The sequence below is a fragment of the Galbibacter kalidii genome (genome assembly GCF_026241135.1).
Taxonomy (GTDB): Bacteria; Bacteroidota; Bacteroidia; order Flavobacteriales; family Flavobacteriaceae; genus Galbibacter.
Genome location: NZ_JAPFGA010000003.1, coordinates 19386 through 33796, shown reverse-complemented (window position 1 = coordinate 33796; position 14411 = coordinate 19386). Strand labels below are relative to the sequence as shown.

At 40.5% G+C, this 14411-nt stretch carries 12 protein-coding genes; all 12 read right to left on the bottom strand.

The genetic code is table 11. The features are described from left to right. Positions 1-19: 19 nt before the first annotated feature. The 12 genes from OOZ15_RS04265 to OOZ15_RS04210 all read right to left on the bottom strand — a co-directional run bounded on the left by OOZ15_RS04265 (position 20) and on the right by OOZ15_RS04210 (position 14406). The gene (locus tag OOZ15_RS04265; protein ID WP_265954588.1) at positions 20-796 is read right to left on the bottom strand and encodes a hypothetical protein; all 777 of its coding nucleotides are present in this window, start codon (positions 794-796) and stop codon (positions 20-22) included. A gap of 505 nt (positions 797-1301) precedes the next feature. Further along, positions 1302-1739 (bottom strand): SRPBCC family protein, encoded by a 438-nt coding sequence (locus OOZ15_RS04260; protein ID WP_265954587.1) that lies wholly within the window; start codon positions 1737-1739, stop codon positions 1302-1304. Next, positions 1739-2227, bottom strand: coding sequence for a DUF4199 domain-containing protein (locus OOZ15_RS04255; protein ID WP_265954586.1), 489 nt, complete (start codon positions 2225-2227; stop codon positions 1739-1741). Before OOZ15_RS04255 ends, OOZ15_RS04260 begins: the two co-directional genes overlap by 1 nt. Further along, positions 2224-2640 (bottom strand): DUF1801 domain-containing protein, encoded by a 417-nt coding sequence (locus tag OOZ15_RS04250; RefSeq protein WP_265954584.1) that lies wholly within the window; start codon positions 2638-2640, stop codon positions 2224-2226. Before OOZ15_RS04250 ends, OOZ15_RS04255 begins: the two co-directional genes overlap by 4 nt. Before the next feature lie 5 nt (positions 2641-2645). Continuing rightward, positions 2646-3725 carry a DinB family protein gene (locus OOZ15_RS04245; RefSeq protein ID WP_265954583.1) on the bottom strand — a complete coding sequence of 360 codons (1080 nt, stop codon included), beginning with the start codon at positions 3723-3725 and terminating at the stop codon, positions 2646-2648. An 86-nt stretch (positions 3726-3811) separates the two neighbouring features. Next, entirely contained in the window at positions 3812-5047 is a 1236-nt protein-coding gene (locus OOZ15_RS04240; protein WP_265954582.1) for an efflux RND transporter periplasmic adaptor subunit, read from the bottom strand. Further along, positions 5044-5763, bottom strand: coding sequence for a PepSY domain-containing protein (locus tag OOZ15_RS04235; RefSeq protein ID WP_265954581.1), 720 nt, complete (start codon positions 5761-5763; stop codon positions 5044-5046). The genes OOZ15_RS04240 and OOZ15_RS04235 overlap by 4 nt, the downstream gene beginning before the upstream one ends. 3 nt (positions 5764-5766) lie before the next feature. Then, complete coding sequence (locus OOZ15_RS04230) at positions 5767-8259, bottom strand: heavy metal translocating P-type ATPase (RefSeq protein WP_265954580.1); 2493 nt, start codon at positions 8257-8259, stop codon at positions 5767-5769. Between the two features lie 68 nt (positions 8260-8327). Further along, a complete protein-coding gene (locus tag OOZ15_RS04225; protein WP_265954579.1) occupies positions 8328-8894 on the bottom strand; it encodes an AraC family transcriptional regulator in 567 nt (188 codons plus the stop codon). Positions 8895-8918: 24 nt separating this feature from the next. Continuing rightward, the gene (locus OOZ15_RS04220; RefSeq protein WP_265954578.1) at positions 8919-9422 is read right to left on the bottom strand and encodes a DUF3347 domain-containing protein; all 504 of its coding nucleotides are present in this window, start codon (positions 9420-9422) and stop codon (positions 8919-8921) included. A 12-nt stretch (positions 9423-9434) separates the two neighbouring features. After that, entirely contained in the window at positions 9435-10673 is a 1239-nt protein-coding gene (locus tag OOZ15_RS04215; protein ID WP_265954576.1) for a TolC family protein, read from the bottom strand. Further along, complete coding sequence (locus tag OOZ15_RS04210; protein ID WP_265954575.1) at positions 10663-14406, bottom strand: efflux RND transporter permease subunit; 3744 nt, start codon at positions 14404-14406, stop codon at positions 10663-10665. The genes OOZ15_RS04215 and OOZ15_RS04210 overlap by 11 nt, the downstream gene beginning before the upstream one ends. Between the last annotated feature and the right edge of the window lie 5 nt (positions 14407-14411).

Here is a 14411-nt window from a genome sequence, read left to right as displayed (position 1 = left end):
TTCGATTTTTTAATGTTCTTTATTCTGAAAGCTGTTCTTCCAGCACTTCATTGGTCTTTTCTTCGATTCCCCTTTCTTCGGCTTCATCTTCACAAAATTTACAAAGCTCGGTAATGTTTTTAAGTTCGCGTGCCTGAGCTACGGTACCTTCAAATATTTCTTTAGTAACGTCTCTATTTATGGCGTGGCAATCGCTGAATAAATGATATTTGGTACCCGATTTGGTCCAATACACGTGGTTGATCCCCATAAGGTCTTCCACACGATTGGTTTGTTCGGTGTATTGCTCTATGGAAGGCGGATTGAAGTCAACCCCCGTAATTCCGGCGATGATCAGTGCTACACCAGCTATTCCTCCTAAAATACCTTTTTGCTTTCCGTCCAGGTTTTTACTGGTCAGGATAAAGATAATCAGTGGTAAAAAAGCAATAACAGCTACGACCAAGCCGAGCTGGTTCTGCATAAAGAACCTAAATTTCTGTTTTTCTGAGGCCGGATCCAAACGGTTTGATTTCTTCCATAAGACCGAGCCGATGATGGCCAAAATCAAATCCACTACAATCAAGATGATCATCCACATCATGAAATTTTCAGGTTGCGGGGTTTGAAGGAGTAATCTGATGGCTATAATTTGTGCGACAATGGCAAAAAACCACAATATACCAGCGATGACTCTTAATCGGGTTGCTTTGCCTTTACTTTCCGGAGTAGGCACAAAGGTTTTTCCTTTGCTACCCGATTGGTTTGAAGAAGATTCATCTCCTCCAACCCGTGTTATTTTTTTTGAAGTTCCCATTTAATGTTCTATTTCTTATTCTGTTATGAATATGTTAATGTTTTAAATGTAATAATTTTTCTCAAAACCTGATTAAAAAATCAAATCTCATCTGTCACTCACTAAGGGAGAATTGAAATATTCTAATCTTTCGTTGAAATATTTTTGGCCTTTTCACTAATGGCGTCCAAAAGGTTTTCATTAAATTTTTTAAACATACTGAATTTGTTAAGGTTTTGATAAGGTTTTAATGTTTGTGGTTTGGTTCCGGCCTACGATAAAAATATTGAAAATCAAGGAAGCAGCGGTGGCCCAGAGATAAAAATCTGTTTGAGACTCGCCAAAAGCGAGTTGAGTTATTTTTATCTGTGGCTAGGGATTCCGTAGTATTTTCTTATGTTTTAATCGTCAGCCTAGATTTTTTTGGTTCGTTTTTTCATCAATGGAAAAAATGAACAGGTAAAAATTTATTTAAGACAGAATTGGCTTTTTACCTAGAGTGTCTCATGGGCTTTCTGGAGATGGTTTACTTTACTTCCGAAATCCGTTTTAGTTCATCGAGTGCAGGGGGAAACAGTTTGTTCATATGGTCGACATATTCTTCAACCGTATCGACATTTACGGTGAGCTTCGTACCGTTTTTAACAGGGTTGAGTTCGTAGGTTTCCATAGCATTTGTCCAAGTGGCTGTTTCTACAGATTGTTCTTTAAAATCCATGATCTCTCCCAAATGTCGAAAAGCCATATAGCTGTTTTCGTCCAACTTATCAATAACGCTATACATCCCGTGTCCTTCGGGGGTAAGGAAATGTATCTTGCTGCCTTCAATAAAAAGATCCGTTTTGTAATAACTTCCTTCAGAAAAGATACGTGTCCACGTCTTATAATTTTCAGGTTCCCATAAGCAATGCCACACTTTGTCGGGCGTGGCATTTATTTTAATGGAAAATGTGAGGGTTTTCATTACTTTTGATTTTTAGTACGAACAAAAAATGCGACAATGGCAGAAGTAACCACCCCCATGATCAAACCCCAAAGCACACTTTGTTTGGCATAATTTCCATAATTGAAAAAAGCTTCAGCCTCTTCACGGGTGTCATGATAACCGGTTTCCAACGAATAATCAATGACGTTTGGAAAATATTCGGGAGTGATAACATATGATGTTATCCACTGTGTGACGGGACCAAATACTGCAATGATTACCGAAATAATCAATCCACAAACAAAGCCTTGTTTAAAGGTCATTTGTCCGTTGTAAAATTTTTTCTTTTTGTCCTTGAGCGCCAATACAAACATGATTATTGCAGGAATGGCAAACAGGTTGGTCAAATACATGTGTTTATCGATGTGCGTACTGTGCAGGCCACTTAGTTTTTCCAAAAGCATCCATAAAAGGCCTACGCCCATAAAGATGAAAGCCCATTTTATTTCAATTTTATACTTACTCATAATTTTGTTTTTAGATAATGCATGGTTTCCTTCATAAGGTTTGCCAAAACATTGAGGTTTATATCAGCAAGTTTGTTAACATATATACAGGCTTTTCCTTTTTTAAACTTCCCCAAACCGTTCAACAAATGCTTGTGTGATTCCAGTCCGGTAAACACATAGAGCGACAAGGCTGACTTTCGGGGCGAAAACCCTACAAGTGGGGCATCACCTTCATGGCCACTAGCGTATTTGTAGTGGTAACTGCCAAAACCTATAATGCTCGGCCCCCACATTTTGGGTTTGTGACCGGATATTTTTTCCATAAAATTCAATAAGGCCAAACTGTCCTTGCGTCTTTGCTCGTTTGGAGCAAAAGATTGGATAAACTCCAAGACATCAGCCTCGGTAGGCCGTGTTTTTTGTTTGGCCATTACACTTAGTTTTCAGGAAAATCCGAATGTGCTTTTACTTCTTCAATCTGAAGTGTATGCCGCGCTGTATGTGCAGCATTGAACAGTAAACTTTGGTATCCATCGGCCTTTCCGGTAGGGAAATCGATCACGTGGTTGCGAAGTGATTTCAAAGGCACACTGTCTATGTATTTTAAAATAGGTTTACGACCTTCGTTTAAATCTGCCAAAGCGGCTTTGGCATCGGTATATTTTTCTTTGGGTTGAAGGGCGTCGGGTGCTTTAGCTTTTTGACTTCTATCGGTTATGGCCCCAATGATTTCCTCATCGCCTAAAGCTATTGAATCGCGCATTTCGGGATTTTCAGGGGCTTTCATGCTTTGTGTTGTCATCCCGAAAATCATGGGCTCGGCACCTACGATGTGTTCTAAGACCTGAGCCACGGACCATACGCTGTCCGCAGGTTTGAATTTCAATTGAGCTTCACTAAGTCCGGTTACACTCTTTTTAAGGTTTTCTTTAGTTTGGTTGAAATAGTTAAGCAAAAAATCCTTGCTTCCGGCTTCAACTACCGGTTGAGCTTCCAAAACGACTTTTAAACTATCCAATCCTTCCTGTAAATCGGGACCTATTTGCTTGTCCATTACAAGGCACATCAGATTCATGGGGTAGGCTATGTGCCCTTTAAATCCCCAAGTCACTTTGGTTTCATTATCTGAAGTTGCTTCGGTAGTCATGTATGCCGGCGAAATACCCTCCATGGGCTCAAAAAACCGAAGCTCAGTATCAATGCGCTCACCTTCGGTGATACCGATAATTTCCTGCTCACCCGAGCCTACATCTTTATTACCTTTCCAAGCAGATACAAAGCCCACTTCGCCGTCGGTACCGGTATAGGAGGTTTCCATATTGGGGTCCATTTGGGACCATTTACTGTAGTTGTGTTGGTTTTTCAGGTATTTGATGTAGTTGAACACTTTACCCTTGGGTTTGTTGATGGTAACCTCACGGGTTACGGTGTAGTCTTTAGGCACAAATAGTGCCGCAATAAGCGCAATGGCTATTAAAACAACCAGCGCTATGATAATTTTTTTTAATGTTTTCATTTTCTGATAATCAATTGGTTAATTATCAAATTTAAGAATTTTTTGTGTTTCGGATTTAACTTTTTATTGATTTTTCCTCGATTTAGTTATTCATCTGCTTCCGTCATCATAGAGGCTTTCCCCTGTAGCTGGGCAGCAGCATCAACAGTAAAGGTTCCGTTAGTCACGATTTCTTCCCCGTTTTCCAATCCGTTTAAAACCTGATAACTATTACCATTAGTATTGCCAATCTCAACCTCACGCATCTCAAATATAGGGATATCCCCCGGTTTTTTTACATAAACCACCGAGCGTTTCCCTGTCCACATTATAGCACTGGCGGGAATACTTATCATGGATTCAGCTTTGTCTTTTTTATCAATATCAATTTCCCCTGCAACAAACATCCCGGGTTTAAAAAGTCCGTTTTTGTTGTTCAATACTACGCGAACTTCTACAGTACGGGTTTGTGTGTTCATCACGGGATCTATGTATGCGATGGTTCCTGATATGGTTTTGTCAGGATATGCATTTGTGGTGATGCGTATTTGTTGTCCCTCTTTGAGGATTGAAATTTGCTTTTCATAGGCGTCAAAAATCGCCCAGACACTGTTGAGGTTGGCTGTTTTAAAAATAGCTCCTCCCATGTAGATATGTGAACCTTCTGTTACGTCGATTGAGCTTACAACCCCCGAAATATGCGAATGGATAGTAAATCTGGTTTTCACCTTCCCGGAACTGATCACTTCTTCAATCTCCTTGTCGTGAATCACCCAGTTTTTGAATTTGTTCCTTACGGCTTCATACAGTTGAGGCTGTGATTCCCGGTTTTTATAGGTTATCAGTAGTTCTTGTTGCGCACTTACCAATTCCGGGGAATAGACCATAGCGAGGGCTTGGCCTTTTCTCACGGTCTCCCCGACAGATTTTATATAGAGCTTTTCAATACGACCGTTATAATGTGCAGGTTGTGTAAACACTTGGTCTTCATTTGGCTGAATTTTTCCCGAAAGAGTGATGGCATTACCTCCAATACTGTCTGTTCCAACTATAGTGGTTTGGATGTTTGCCAAAGCCATGGCATTTTCGGTCATTTTGAATTCTTGAGCCTCCATTTCGCCTTCTTCTGTTTCCATTGGGGTAAGGGCCATACCACAAATAGGACAATCGCCCGGTTCAGGTCGTACGATCTGTGGATGCATGGCGCAGGTCCACATTTGACTATCTTCAGCATTGTGGCTGTGTGTTACTTCTTCTTGTTCTTGAGATGATGGACTGAAGATCAACCATCCAATAAAGAGTCCGACAAGTAATATGCCGATGTAAACGATATATTTTTTCATGTGTTTATTTTTATTGTTTTTTTAATTATTTTTCTGATTGAAGGCGATGTTGTGTACCACAGGAGGAATCCGCTTAACACGGTAATCAATCCTAAAAGGGAAAAGGCCCTTAAAACAGTGGTGTTGAAATTATCCCTGCCTTCATAATCCATAGTGTGGGTCATCCATAAAAAGTCGAACCACCTCCAGTTTCGATGTCTCACGGTTTGAAATTTCCCGTCTTTAACCGAAACATAGACCTTCAGGGCTTCGTCATTATTGTATGAAATAACATAGGCCGGAAGCAATCTTCCTCTATATTCATGATGCTTGCCTACGGTATCAATTTGTTCGATACTGCTAACTTCTAAACTGCTTTTCATTCTGTTTTTGGCAATATACAAGGCTTCTTCTTCTGTGATGTTATTTTTGAGATCACCGTTTTCAGCATTGTACAACTGATTTTTGTTGATCCAGTAATATGGGGCATTATTGATATCCCTTAATTCGATAGTATGGATGTTTTCAGTTGTTTTTAATTCAGACGGACTTATAAGATTTGCAAATGATTTTGATTGATAGGCTTCATTTTTGAAATGATCCCCGTGAATTTCATCAAGATTTGTCCAACTAAAGTATAACCCGCTTATGGTCCAAAACAGAAATTGAATTCCGATGAACAAGCCTAAATACCTATGTATTTTTCTAATCTTTGATGCCGTATGTCTGTTTACCATTTTTTAGATATTAACTTTTCTTAGGCGTAATGCATTCGCAATAACAGAAACCGAACTAAAACTCATGGCTAAGGCAGCAATCATGGGGGAGAGCAACAAGCCAAAGAAAGGGTAAAGCACCCCGGCAGCAATGGGAATCCCTAAAACATTATACACAAAGGCAAAGAACAGATTCTGTTTGATGTTTTTCATTACTTTTTTACTGAGTTTATCAGCTTTTACGATGCCGTCTAAATCTCCTTTTACCAGCGTGATATCCGCACTTTCCATAGCGACGTCGGTCCCGGTGCCCATGGCGATACCCACATCGCTTTTGGCTAGGGCGGGGGCGTCGTTGATACCGTCGCCAGCCATAGCGACTATTTTTCCTTCACTTTGGAGTTGTTCTACTGCTTTCAGTTTATCTTCGGGCATCATTTGAGCTTTGAAATCGGTCAGATGAAGATCAGCAGCCACCGCAGCAGCTGTACTCTGATGGTCTCCTGTAAGCATGATGACTTCAACCCCGTTTTGTTGTAATTGTTGAATAGCTTTTTTACTACTCGTTTTAATTTTATCTGAAATGACCATATAGGCCACTGTTTTGTCTTCAACAGCAAGAAAAGAAACCGTTTTCCCTTGTTTTTGATGTTCCGCAGCTTCTTCTTGTAACTTTTTCGGAATCTCATAGTGATTTGACATTACCAATTTATCATTCCCCAAAACAATCTTTTTACCATTTAACACACCTTCTACACCTTTTCCGGTAACAGAATTGAATTTGTCAATATTTTGAACAGCAATTCCTTTTTCCTTAGCATATTTCACAGATGCTTTTGCCAAAGGATGTTCACTCTGACTGTTAATGGCCATAATATATTGAAGCGCCTCTTCTTCTGATGTTTGTGCCTCGTCAATTCCTATTTTTTCTACCGTAGGTTTTCCTTCTGTGATCGTTCCGGTCTTGTCGACTATGAGTGTATTCACCTTGGCCATGGTTTCCAAAGCTTCAGCATTTTTGATGAGCACACCCAATAGCGCTCCTTTACCAACACCAACCATAACCGACATGGGTGTTGCAAGTCCGAGGGCACACGGACAAGCAATGATCAATACTGCAATGGCATTTACAAGGGCGTAGACATAGGCAGGCGAAGGACCCCAAACCGTCCAAATGACAAAGGTAATAGCTGCAATAATCACTACAATGGGTACAAAATAACTCGAAACCGTGTCGGCGAGTTTTTGTATCGGAGCCTTGCTTCGGCTGGCGTTGTTGACCATTTGTATGATCTGTGATAATAAAGTATCAGCGCCTACCTTTTCAGCTTTCATTAAAACAGAACCATTTCCGTTGATCGTACCACTGCTAACGGTGTCATTTATTGATTTATCAACAGGAATAGGTTCTCCGGTGATCATAGATTCATCTATGGCTGTTGCTCCATCAGTAATGATGCCATCTACGGGGATTTTATCTCCGGGTTTTATGCGAAGGATATCGTTGACGGCAATTTCATCGACGTGAATTTCTTCTTCTTTACCGTTAACAACACGAATGGCCTTATTGGGAGCCAGTTTTAAAAGTTCTTTTACAGCGCTGTTGGTCTTGCTATGCGCACGGGCTTCAAGCAATTGCCCCAAAAGTACCAAGGTGAGTATGACCGTTGCAGCTTCAAAATAGACGTGCACAGTACCACTTTCAGTTTTAAATTGATTGGGGAAGATATCAGGAAATAGCAATCCGAAGAAGCTAAAAATCCAAGCTACCCCGGCGCCAATTCCGATAAGGGTGAACATGTTTAGGTTCCATGATACAATAGATTTATAAGCACGTTCAAAAAACATCCATGTGGCATAGAAAACTACCGGTAGGGAAAGTCCGAATTGTACCCAATTCCAATATTTTATCCCCATCAGGTCGTAAATTGGATTGTTGCTTAGCATTTCGGACATAGCGATGAGGAAAATAGGGAGCGTAAAACCTACCGCGATCCAAAATTTACGTTTTAAATGCCGATAATTTTTTTCCTCAGCAGAAAGATCTGGTGCTTTTGGGACGAGATCCATTCCGCAAATAGGGCAGGACCCCGGTTCGTCACGTTCTATTTCCGGATGCATCGGACAGGTGTAAACAGTTTCTTTAACAGCTGTCAAATTCTGTTCTTCCACTAAATCCATTCCGCAGACAGGGCAATCGCCAGGTTCATCATAGGTTTTGTCGCCTTCGCAATGCATCGGACAGTAAAAAACACCGTTTCCGTTTTCTATTTTTTTTGGTGGTTCTTTATGCTGATGGTGCTCGTGATGATGTTCTCCTTGCGGATGAATAGTGTAATGTCCTAAAACCTTTTGAAAATCGGCTAATGGAATATGGGATTCCATTTCAATTTTGGCAGTAGCTTTTTCAAGATCAACTGAAACCGATTTTACGCCCTCAACTTGTGCCAATGCCTTTTCCACATGGTTTTGGCAACCTTGGCAACTCATTCCGTGTATGTGATATGTGTGTTGCATAGTTTTGTGTTTAAGGTGTAAAATTAGTCGTTGTTCCTTGCTTTGTTTTTCATAATTCCGGAAAGGATTTACAAAATTTTGTCAAACGATTGGCGGTTTTGATCTTGCATTCGTTTGAAGTGGCTCATAGTTATACCCGAGACACGTTTAAATTGTCCGGAAAGATGACTTACGGAATTGTAATTCAGTTCGTAAGCGATTTCTGAAAAGGAAAGGCGATCCATTTGAATAAGTTCTTTGGCCCTTTCAATTTTGAGCTTGATAAAGAACTTTTCAATAGTGTAACCCTCATTATTTTTAAAAGTGCGACTTAAACTCGAATACTCCTTATGGAGTTGTTCGGCCAAATACACTGAAATATTTTCGGGAAGCTTCTCGTGAGCATCGATATATTTGATTAACAGTGTTTTGATCTGTTCTGTTGTTTTTTGTTGTTTTTTGTGGAGCAGTTCAAAACCGTGTTCTTGAAGTGATGTTGCTAGTTTTTCTTCATCAAAGCTCGCTGAAGAAACATCGGCCGTTACTTTTCCCAGTTGCAATTGTTCTATCGGAGCATTATTTTTTTCAAATAGTTGCCCTACCACCATTTCGCAACGGCCGCACACCATATTTTTGATGTAAAAAGTTTTCTTCATCGATCTTCTCGCTTTAACAAGCTGTTATTTTGTGGGATTTATGGTTTCTTTTACTTCTCCACAGGTAAGCATCTTATCGCCAAAGTACGGATTTTGTATCGCTTTACTGTCGGATAACCAATATCCGCCATTATTGTTGAATGCCATCGGACAAAATTGTTTGTAGATCTCACCCTCAGAAATATTGGCTTCCAAAACCGGTATAATAGCGGATGTAAGTTTGGAAAAAGCAGCTCTTTGCACTTCAATATCACTGCTTGAAGCGATTTTCTTGCTCAAGGTTGAGATATCTACATAATTATTACTGATGGTATTTGCCAACATATCTCCACCATTTTTCGCTTCTTGAACATCGCCGTTTGTCAGCGCAGTTTTAATGTGCATATAATGTTGAAAAACTTTGTCGGTCAATTCACTCTGAAAGGCAATAGCGGTCTCTTGATTTTCTTTTTTGGCATCCTTACAACCAATGGTAAAAATACCTAATGCAATAAGCAGTACGATTTGTTTTTTTCTGAAGTACTTCATAACTCTATAAATTTAACGATTTGTGATATAATTAATAATTGCGATTTGTGAATAATAAGTTTTAATAGCTTCTATCTTGCTGAGGTGAAAGTTCAATTGCAGTTCAAGAATATCCAAAACATCATTGAAGTCGAGCGTTTTGGTTTCAAAATTCCTAATCAAAATCTCTTCAGCATTTTTGGCTTGTTCTATATTCTTTAGTTGTGTTTCATAATCTATTTTGGCAGCAACTTTATTGTTGATGGCCGTATCAAGATAGGAGTTCAGTTGATTGGTCCGAGATTGTTTTTGTGCTGTGATCTCCTGTTGTTTCAGTTCGTTTTGTTTTGTCTTTGAACGAATGCTCTTATTGAAAATAGGAATGGACAAGGAGACCATAGGCATCAAAATATCCTTGCCGTTATCGTTGAAATCCATATCGGTACGTTCTGCAACATTGATATAATCCAAGCCAATACCCAAGTCTGGTCCTCCGCCTTTTTGATTGAGCGTCTCCGATTGCACTACCGCATCATACATAGCATCATACTTCAACAACTCCGGATGTGCTTCAAGGCTATCAGATAAGGCTTCTTGTTCGTTGTCGGGAATATCCAAGTTGTTTGCCACAACAACTTCTGTTTTGGTAGCCCTGTTTAACAATGAATTGAACGTAGTTTGCTCACTCAAAAACTCTTGTTCGAGGATTTTTTGCCGTTTTTCGAGCTCATTTTCCCGTATTTGCAACTGAAATACCTTTACGGTCGAGGTTTTCCCTGTTTCAACACCGGTCAATGCCAACTGTTCATATTGCTCAATCAGTTCAAGTTGTTCTTCTAAAACAGCTTGTTTTGCCTGTAGCGTATACAATTTGTAATAGGATTGTGATACGGAAAGTGCCAATTTTCTCTTAGCAACGGCAATTTCAGCATATTCAGTATCTGCAAGGGAACTCGCATAGTTTTCCCTTGCGGTGATGGTACCAAACCAAGGGAGCATTTGCTTTACAGAAAGCTTAAACCGCTGCGGACCTGTTCTGGTTTCCGGTTCGCTTACAAAATACCCGGCACCAAACTGGGTATTGGGTAATGTCCCTGATTCGTTTGTTTTTTCCTCAGCGATGTTATAGCGCAATTCAAACGCCTGAATGTCCGGATTGTTCTCCAGTGCCGTTTGGATGTAGGTATTTAAATCTTGCGCTTGAATATTTATGCTAATCAGCCAGCATCCAAGGCTTAACATCCAATAACGAATATGTTTTTTATGATTCATTTTTTTCTAATTCAAGGTTGTTTTCCAGCTTTCTAACTGATATTTCTTCTTTCCACCCAAACAATATTGGTACAACAAAGAGGGTAATAAGGGCTATGAGCATTCCGCCAAAACTTGGAATGGCCATAGGGATCATAATATCGCTTCCCCGTCCGGTAGAGGTCAATACCGGCAATAATGCCAGCAGGGTAGTGGCTGTAGTCATTAAACAAGGCCTGATTCGTTTTTGACCTGCTTCAACAACAGCAGCCCTCACTTCTTTTATGTTTTTTGGTTTGTTTCTGTTGACGGTCTGTGTCAGATAGGTAGCCATCACCACGCCGTCGTCTGTGGCAATTCCGAATAACGCAATAAATCCGACCCAAACTGCCACGCTCAGGTTGATGGGGTGCATTTGGAAGAGGTTCCTCAGGTTCTCTCCAAAGAAACTAAAATTGAGGAACCAGTTTTGTCCGTACAACCAGATCAAAATAAATCCACCTGAAAAGGCTACTGCAATACCACTAAAAACAATAAAGGAAGTAGTAGCAGACCTAAACTGGAAATAGAGTATCAAAAAGATGATGAGCAAGGCTAAAGGCACCACGACAGACAAGGTTTTTTCTGCCCGTAACTGATTCTCATAGGTGCCTGTGAACTCATAGTTAATTCCTTGGGGAACTGTAAGTTGTCCACTTTCAATGACATGATTGATGCGTTCTTGGGCATCTTCAACCACATTAACTTCGGCAAAGCCATCCACTTTGTCAAACAGCACATAACCAACGAGAAAAGTATCTTCACTTTTGATGACCTGCGGTCCTTGTTCATATCGTATGCTGGCGAGCTCACTTAACGGAACCGGACTGCCGTTTTCAACAGGGATATAAATATTTTCAAGATCGGAAGGATTGGAGCGCAATTCCCGTGGATAACGCACCCTGATATTGTAACGTTCCCTGCCTTCCACAGTTTTTGTGAGTACTTTTCCACCTACTGCCACTTGCAGTATGTCCTGAACTTTTTCAATGGAAATACCATATCGGGCAATGCGTTCGCGATCAATATCGATCAATAAATAAGGTTTCCCAATGATTCTATCGGCAAAAACAGCCTCTTCTTTAACGCCTTCCACGTCCTTGATAATCTCTTCCAATCGGATGCCGAAATCTTCAATGGTCTTCAAGTCGGTTCCTTTTATTTTGATCCCCATAGGAGCCCGCATTCCGGTTTGAAGCATTACCAAACGGGTTTCAATAGGTTGTAATTTTGGTGCGGAGGTTACACCCGGAAGTTTTGTAGCCGCTGCAATCTCGTTCCAGATGTCATCCGGGGAGTTGATTTCAGGGCGCCAATTTCGGTAGTATTCACCATCGTCATCCGGGATCAAATCATTGAAACCTATTTGGGAGTGAATCGGACTGTTTTTGTATTCTTCGGAATTCGGATTTGAAACTAAACCACCGGATTTTAGAACAAATTGTTCGTTTTCATCTACTTTAAAACGCTGTTTTTCCCCACCTTCATTCAAGATGTATTCTGGTTTGTACTGAACTATATTTTCATACATAGAAAGTGGGGCCGGATCCAGGGCCGAAATCACCCTTCCTGCTTTTCCAACAACGGTTTCAATCTCTGGGATGTTGGCAACGGCCATATCCAATTGCTGCAGCACCCGTTTGTTTTCTTCTACCCCGGCATGCGGCATTGAGGTGGGCATCAAGAGGAAAGATCCTTCGTTAAGTGAAGGCATGAACTCTTTTCCGGTATTCGACATGATACTGACTCCCAAAACGAGCAATACTCCTGGAATTGATAAAAATAGGAGCTTGTTTTCCATTGCCCAAGTTAAAATACGGGTGTAATATTTACTAAAAACATTAAAAATAGCTAGCAAGCCAAAACATATAATGGCGACGAACAAGAGGTTCCAAATAAAGTGTGTATCAACGCCTAAAGGTCGCCAATAGGAAGCCAACAGCATCACGATGGTGATTATGGATACCAAAATATAAAGCTGATTCTCCTGTTTTTTTGTGATTTTTTCTCTTTGGAATAAAAGAGAAACACTGCCAAAAGCGATTAAGGCCAAACCTAACCAGTATCCGAAAACTATGGCAAGGATGCCCATCAGAATCAAAACAATATTGAGAATAAAACGAAAATTCGTTTTTAAATTTCTTTTCCTGAATAAAAATGCTGCAAATGGCGGAATAAGGAATAAAGCGACTAAAATAGAAGCCGTAAGTGCCATAGTTTTGGTAAATGCAAGCGGACGAAAGAGTTTTCCTTCGGCGCCAATCATGGTAAATACAGGAATAAAACTGATAATGGTGGTGAGCACTGCTGTCAAAATAGCGCCTGAAACTTCAACGGTAGCATTGTAAACCACCGTGTTGATTGGTGTTTTTTCATCTGAATTATCCAAATGCCGGATAATGTTTTCCGATAGGATAACACCGACATCGACCATGGTTCCGATAGCGATGGCAATACCTGATAGTGCCACAATATTGGCATCGACATGAAAGAGTTTCATGCTGATAAAAACCATCAACACCGCCACTGGCAATAATCCTGAAATAAGGATGGAAGCCCGAAGATTGAAAACCATAACGACGATAACCAAAATAGTAACCAAAATTTCCAATGTGAGGGCTTCGTTTAACGTATTGAGAGTTTCTTTGATAAGGATGGTACGATCGTAAAAAGGAACCAAAGTAAGTTGTGATGTACGTCCGTCTTTTAATGTTTTTGAAGGCAAGCCTTTACTGAGGGAAGTGATTTTTTCTTTGACATTATTGATCACTTCCAGTGGATTAGCACCGTATCTCGATACGACAACACCACCTACGACTTCGGCGCCTTCTTTGTCTAGAATCCCTCTTCTGTCTTCAGGCCCTAATGAGACCTTCGCCACATCTTTTATTCGGATGGAAGTGTAGTCTTTTGAAGTCACAACAGCATTTTGAATGTCTGCAATGGACTTAACATAGCCCAATCCGCGAACTAGATATTCGGCTTTATTGATCTCCAGTGTTTGTGCGCCTATATCACGATTACTGCTTTTTACGGCTTTGACGATCTGTTGCAAATCGATGTTGTATTGTTTCATCAATTCGGGATCAACATCCACTTGATATTCCTGCACAAATCCGCCGACAGAAGCCACTTCTGAAACCCCACTTGCAGAGGACAAAGCATACTTTACGTAGTAATCCTGTATACTTCTGAGTTCGTTCAAATCCCATCCTCCGGTCACGTTTCCGTCTTCATCACGGCCTTCAAGCGTGTACCAAAATACTTGTCCCAATCCGGTGGCGTCCGGACCTAATGCCGGATTGACACCTTCGGGGAGTAAATTGTTGGGCAGTGAATTCAGTTTTTCAAGAATCCGGCTTCGACTCCAATAAAATTCTATATCCTCTTCAAAAATGATATAGATGTTTGAAAACCCGAACATGGACGAACTCCTGATGGTTTTTACCCCGGGAATGCCCAAAAGGGCAGAGGTAAGCGGGTAGGTAATCTGATCTTCGATATCCTGTGGCGATCTTCCATCCCAAGCTGTGGAAACGATTTGCTGATTTTCACCAATGTCGGGAATGGCATCTACCGCAACGGGATCGTTGGGTAAAAAACCAGTATCCCAATCAAAAGGAGCGTGAATAACACCCCAACCTGTAAAAAGGATGAGCAGTAGCACTGCTACTAATTTATTTTCGATTAAGAATTTGATGCTTTTATTTAGCATGAGTA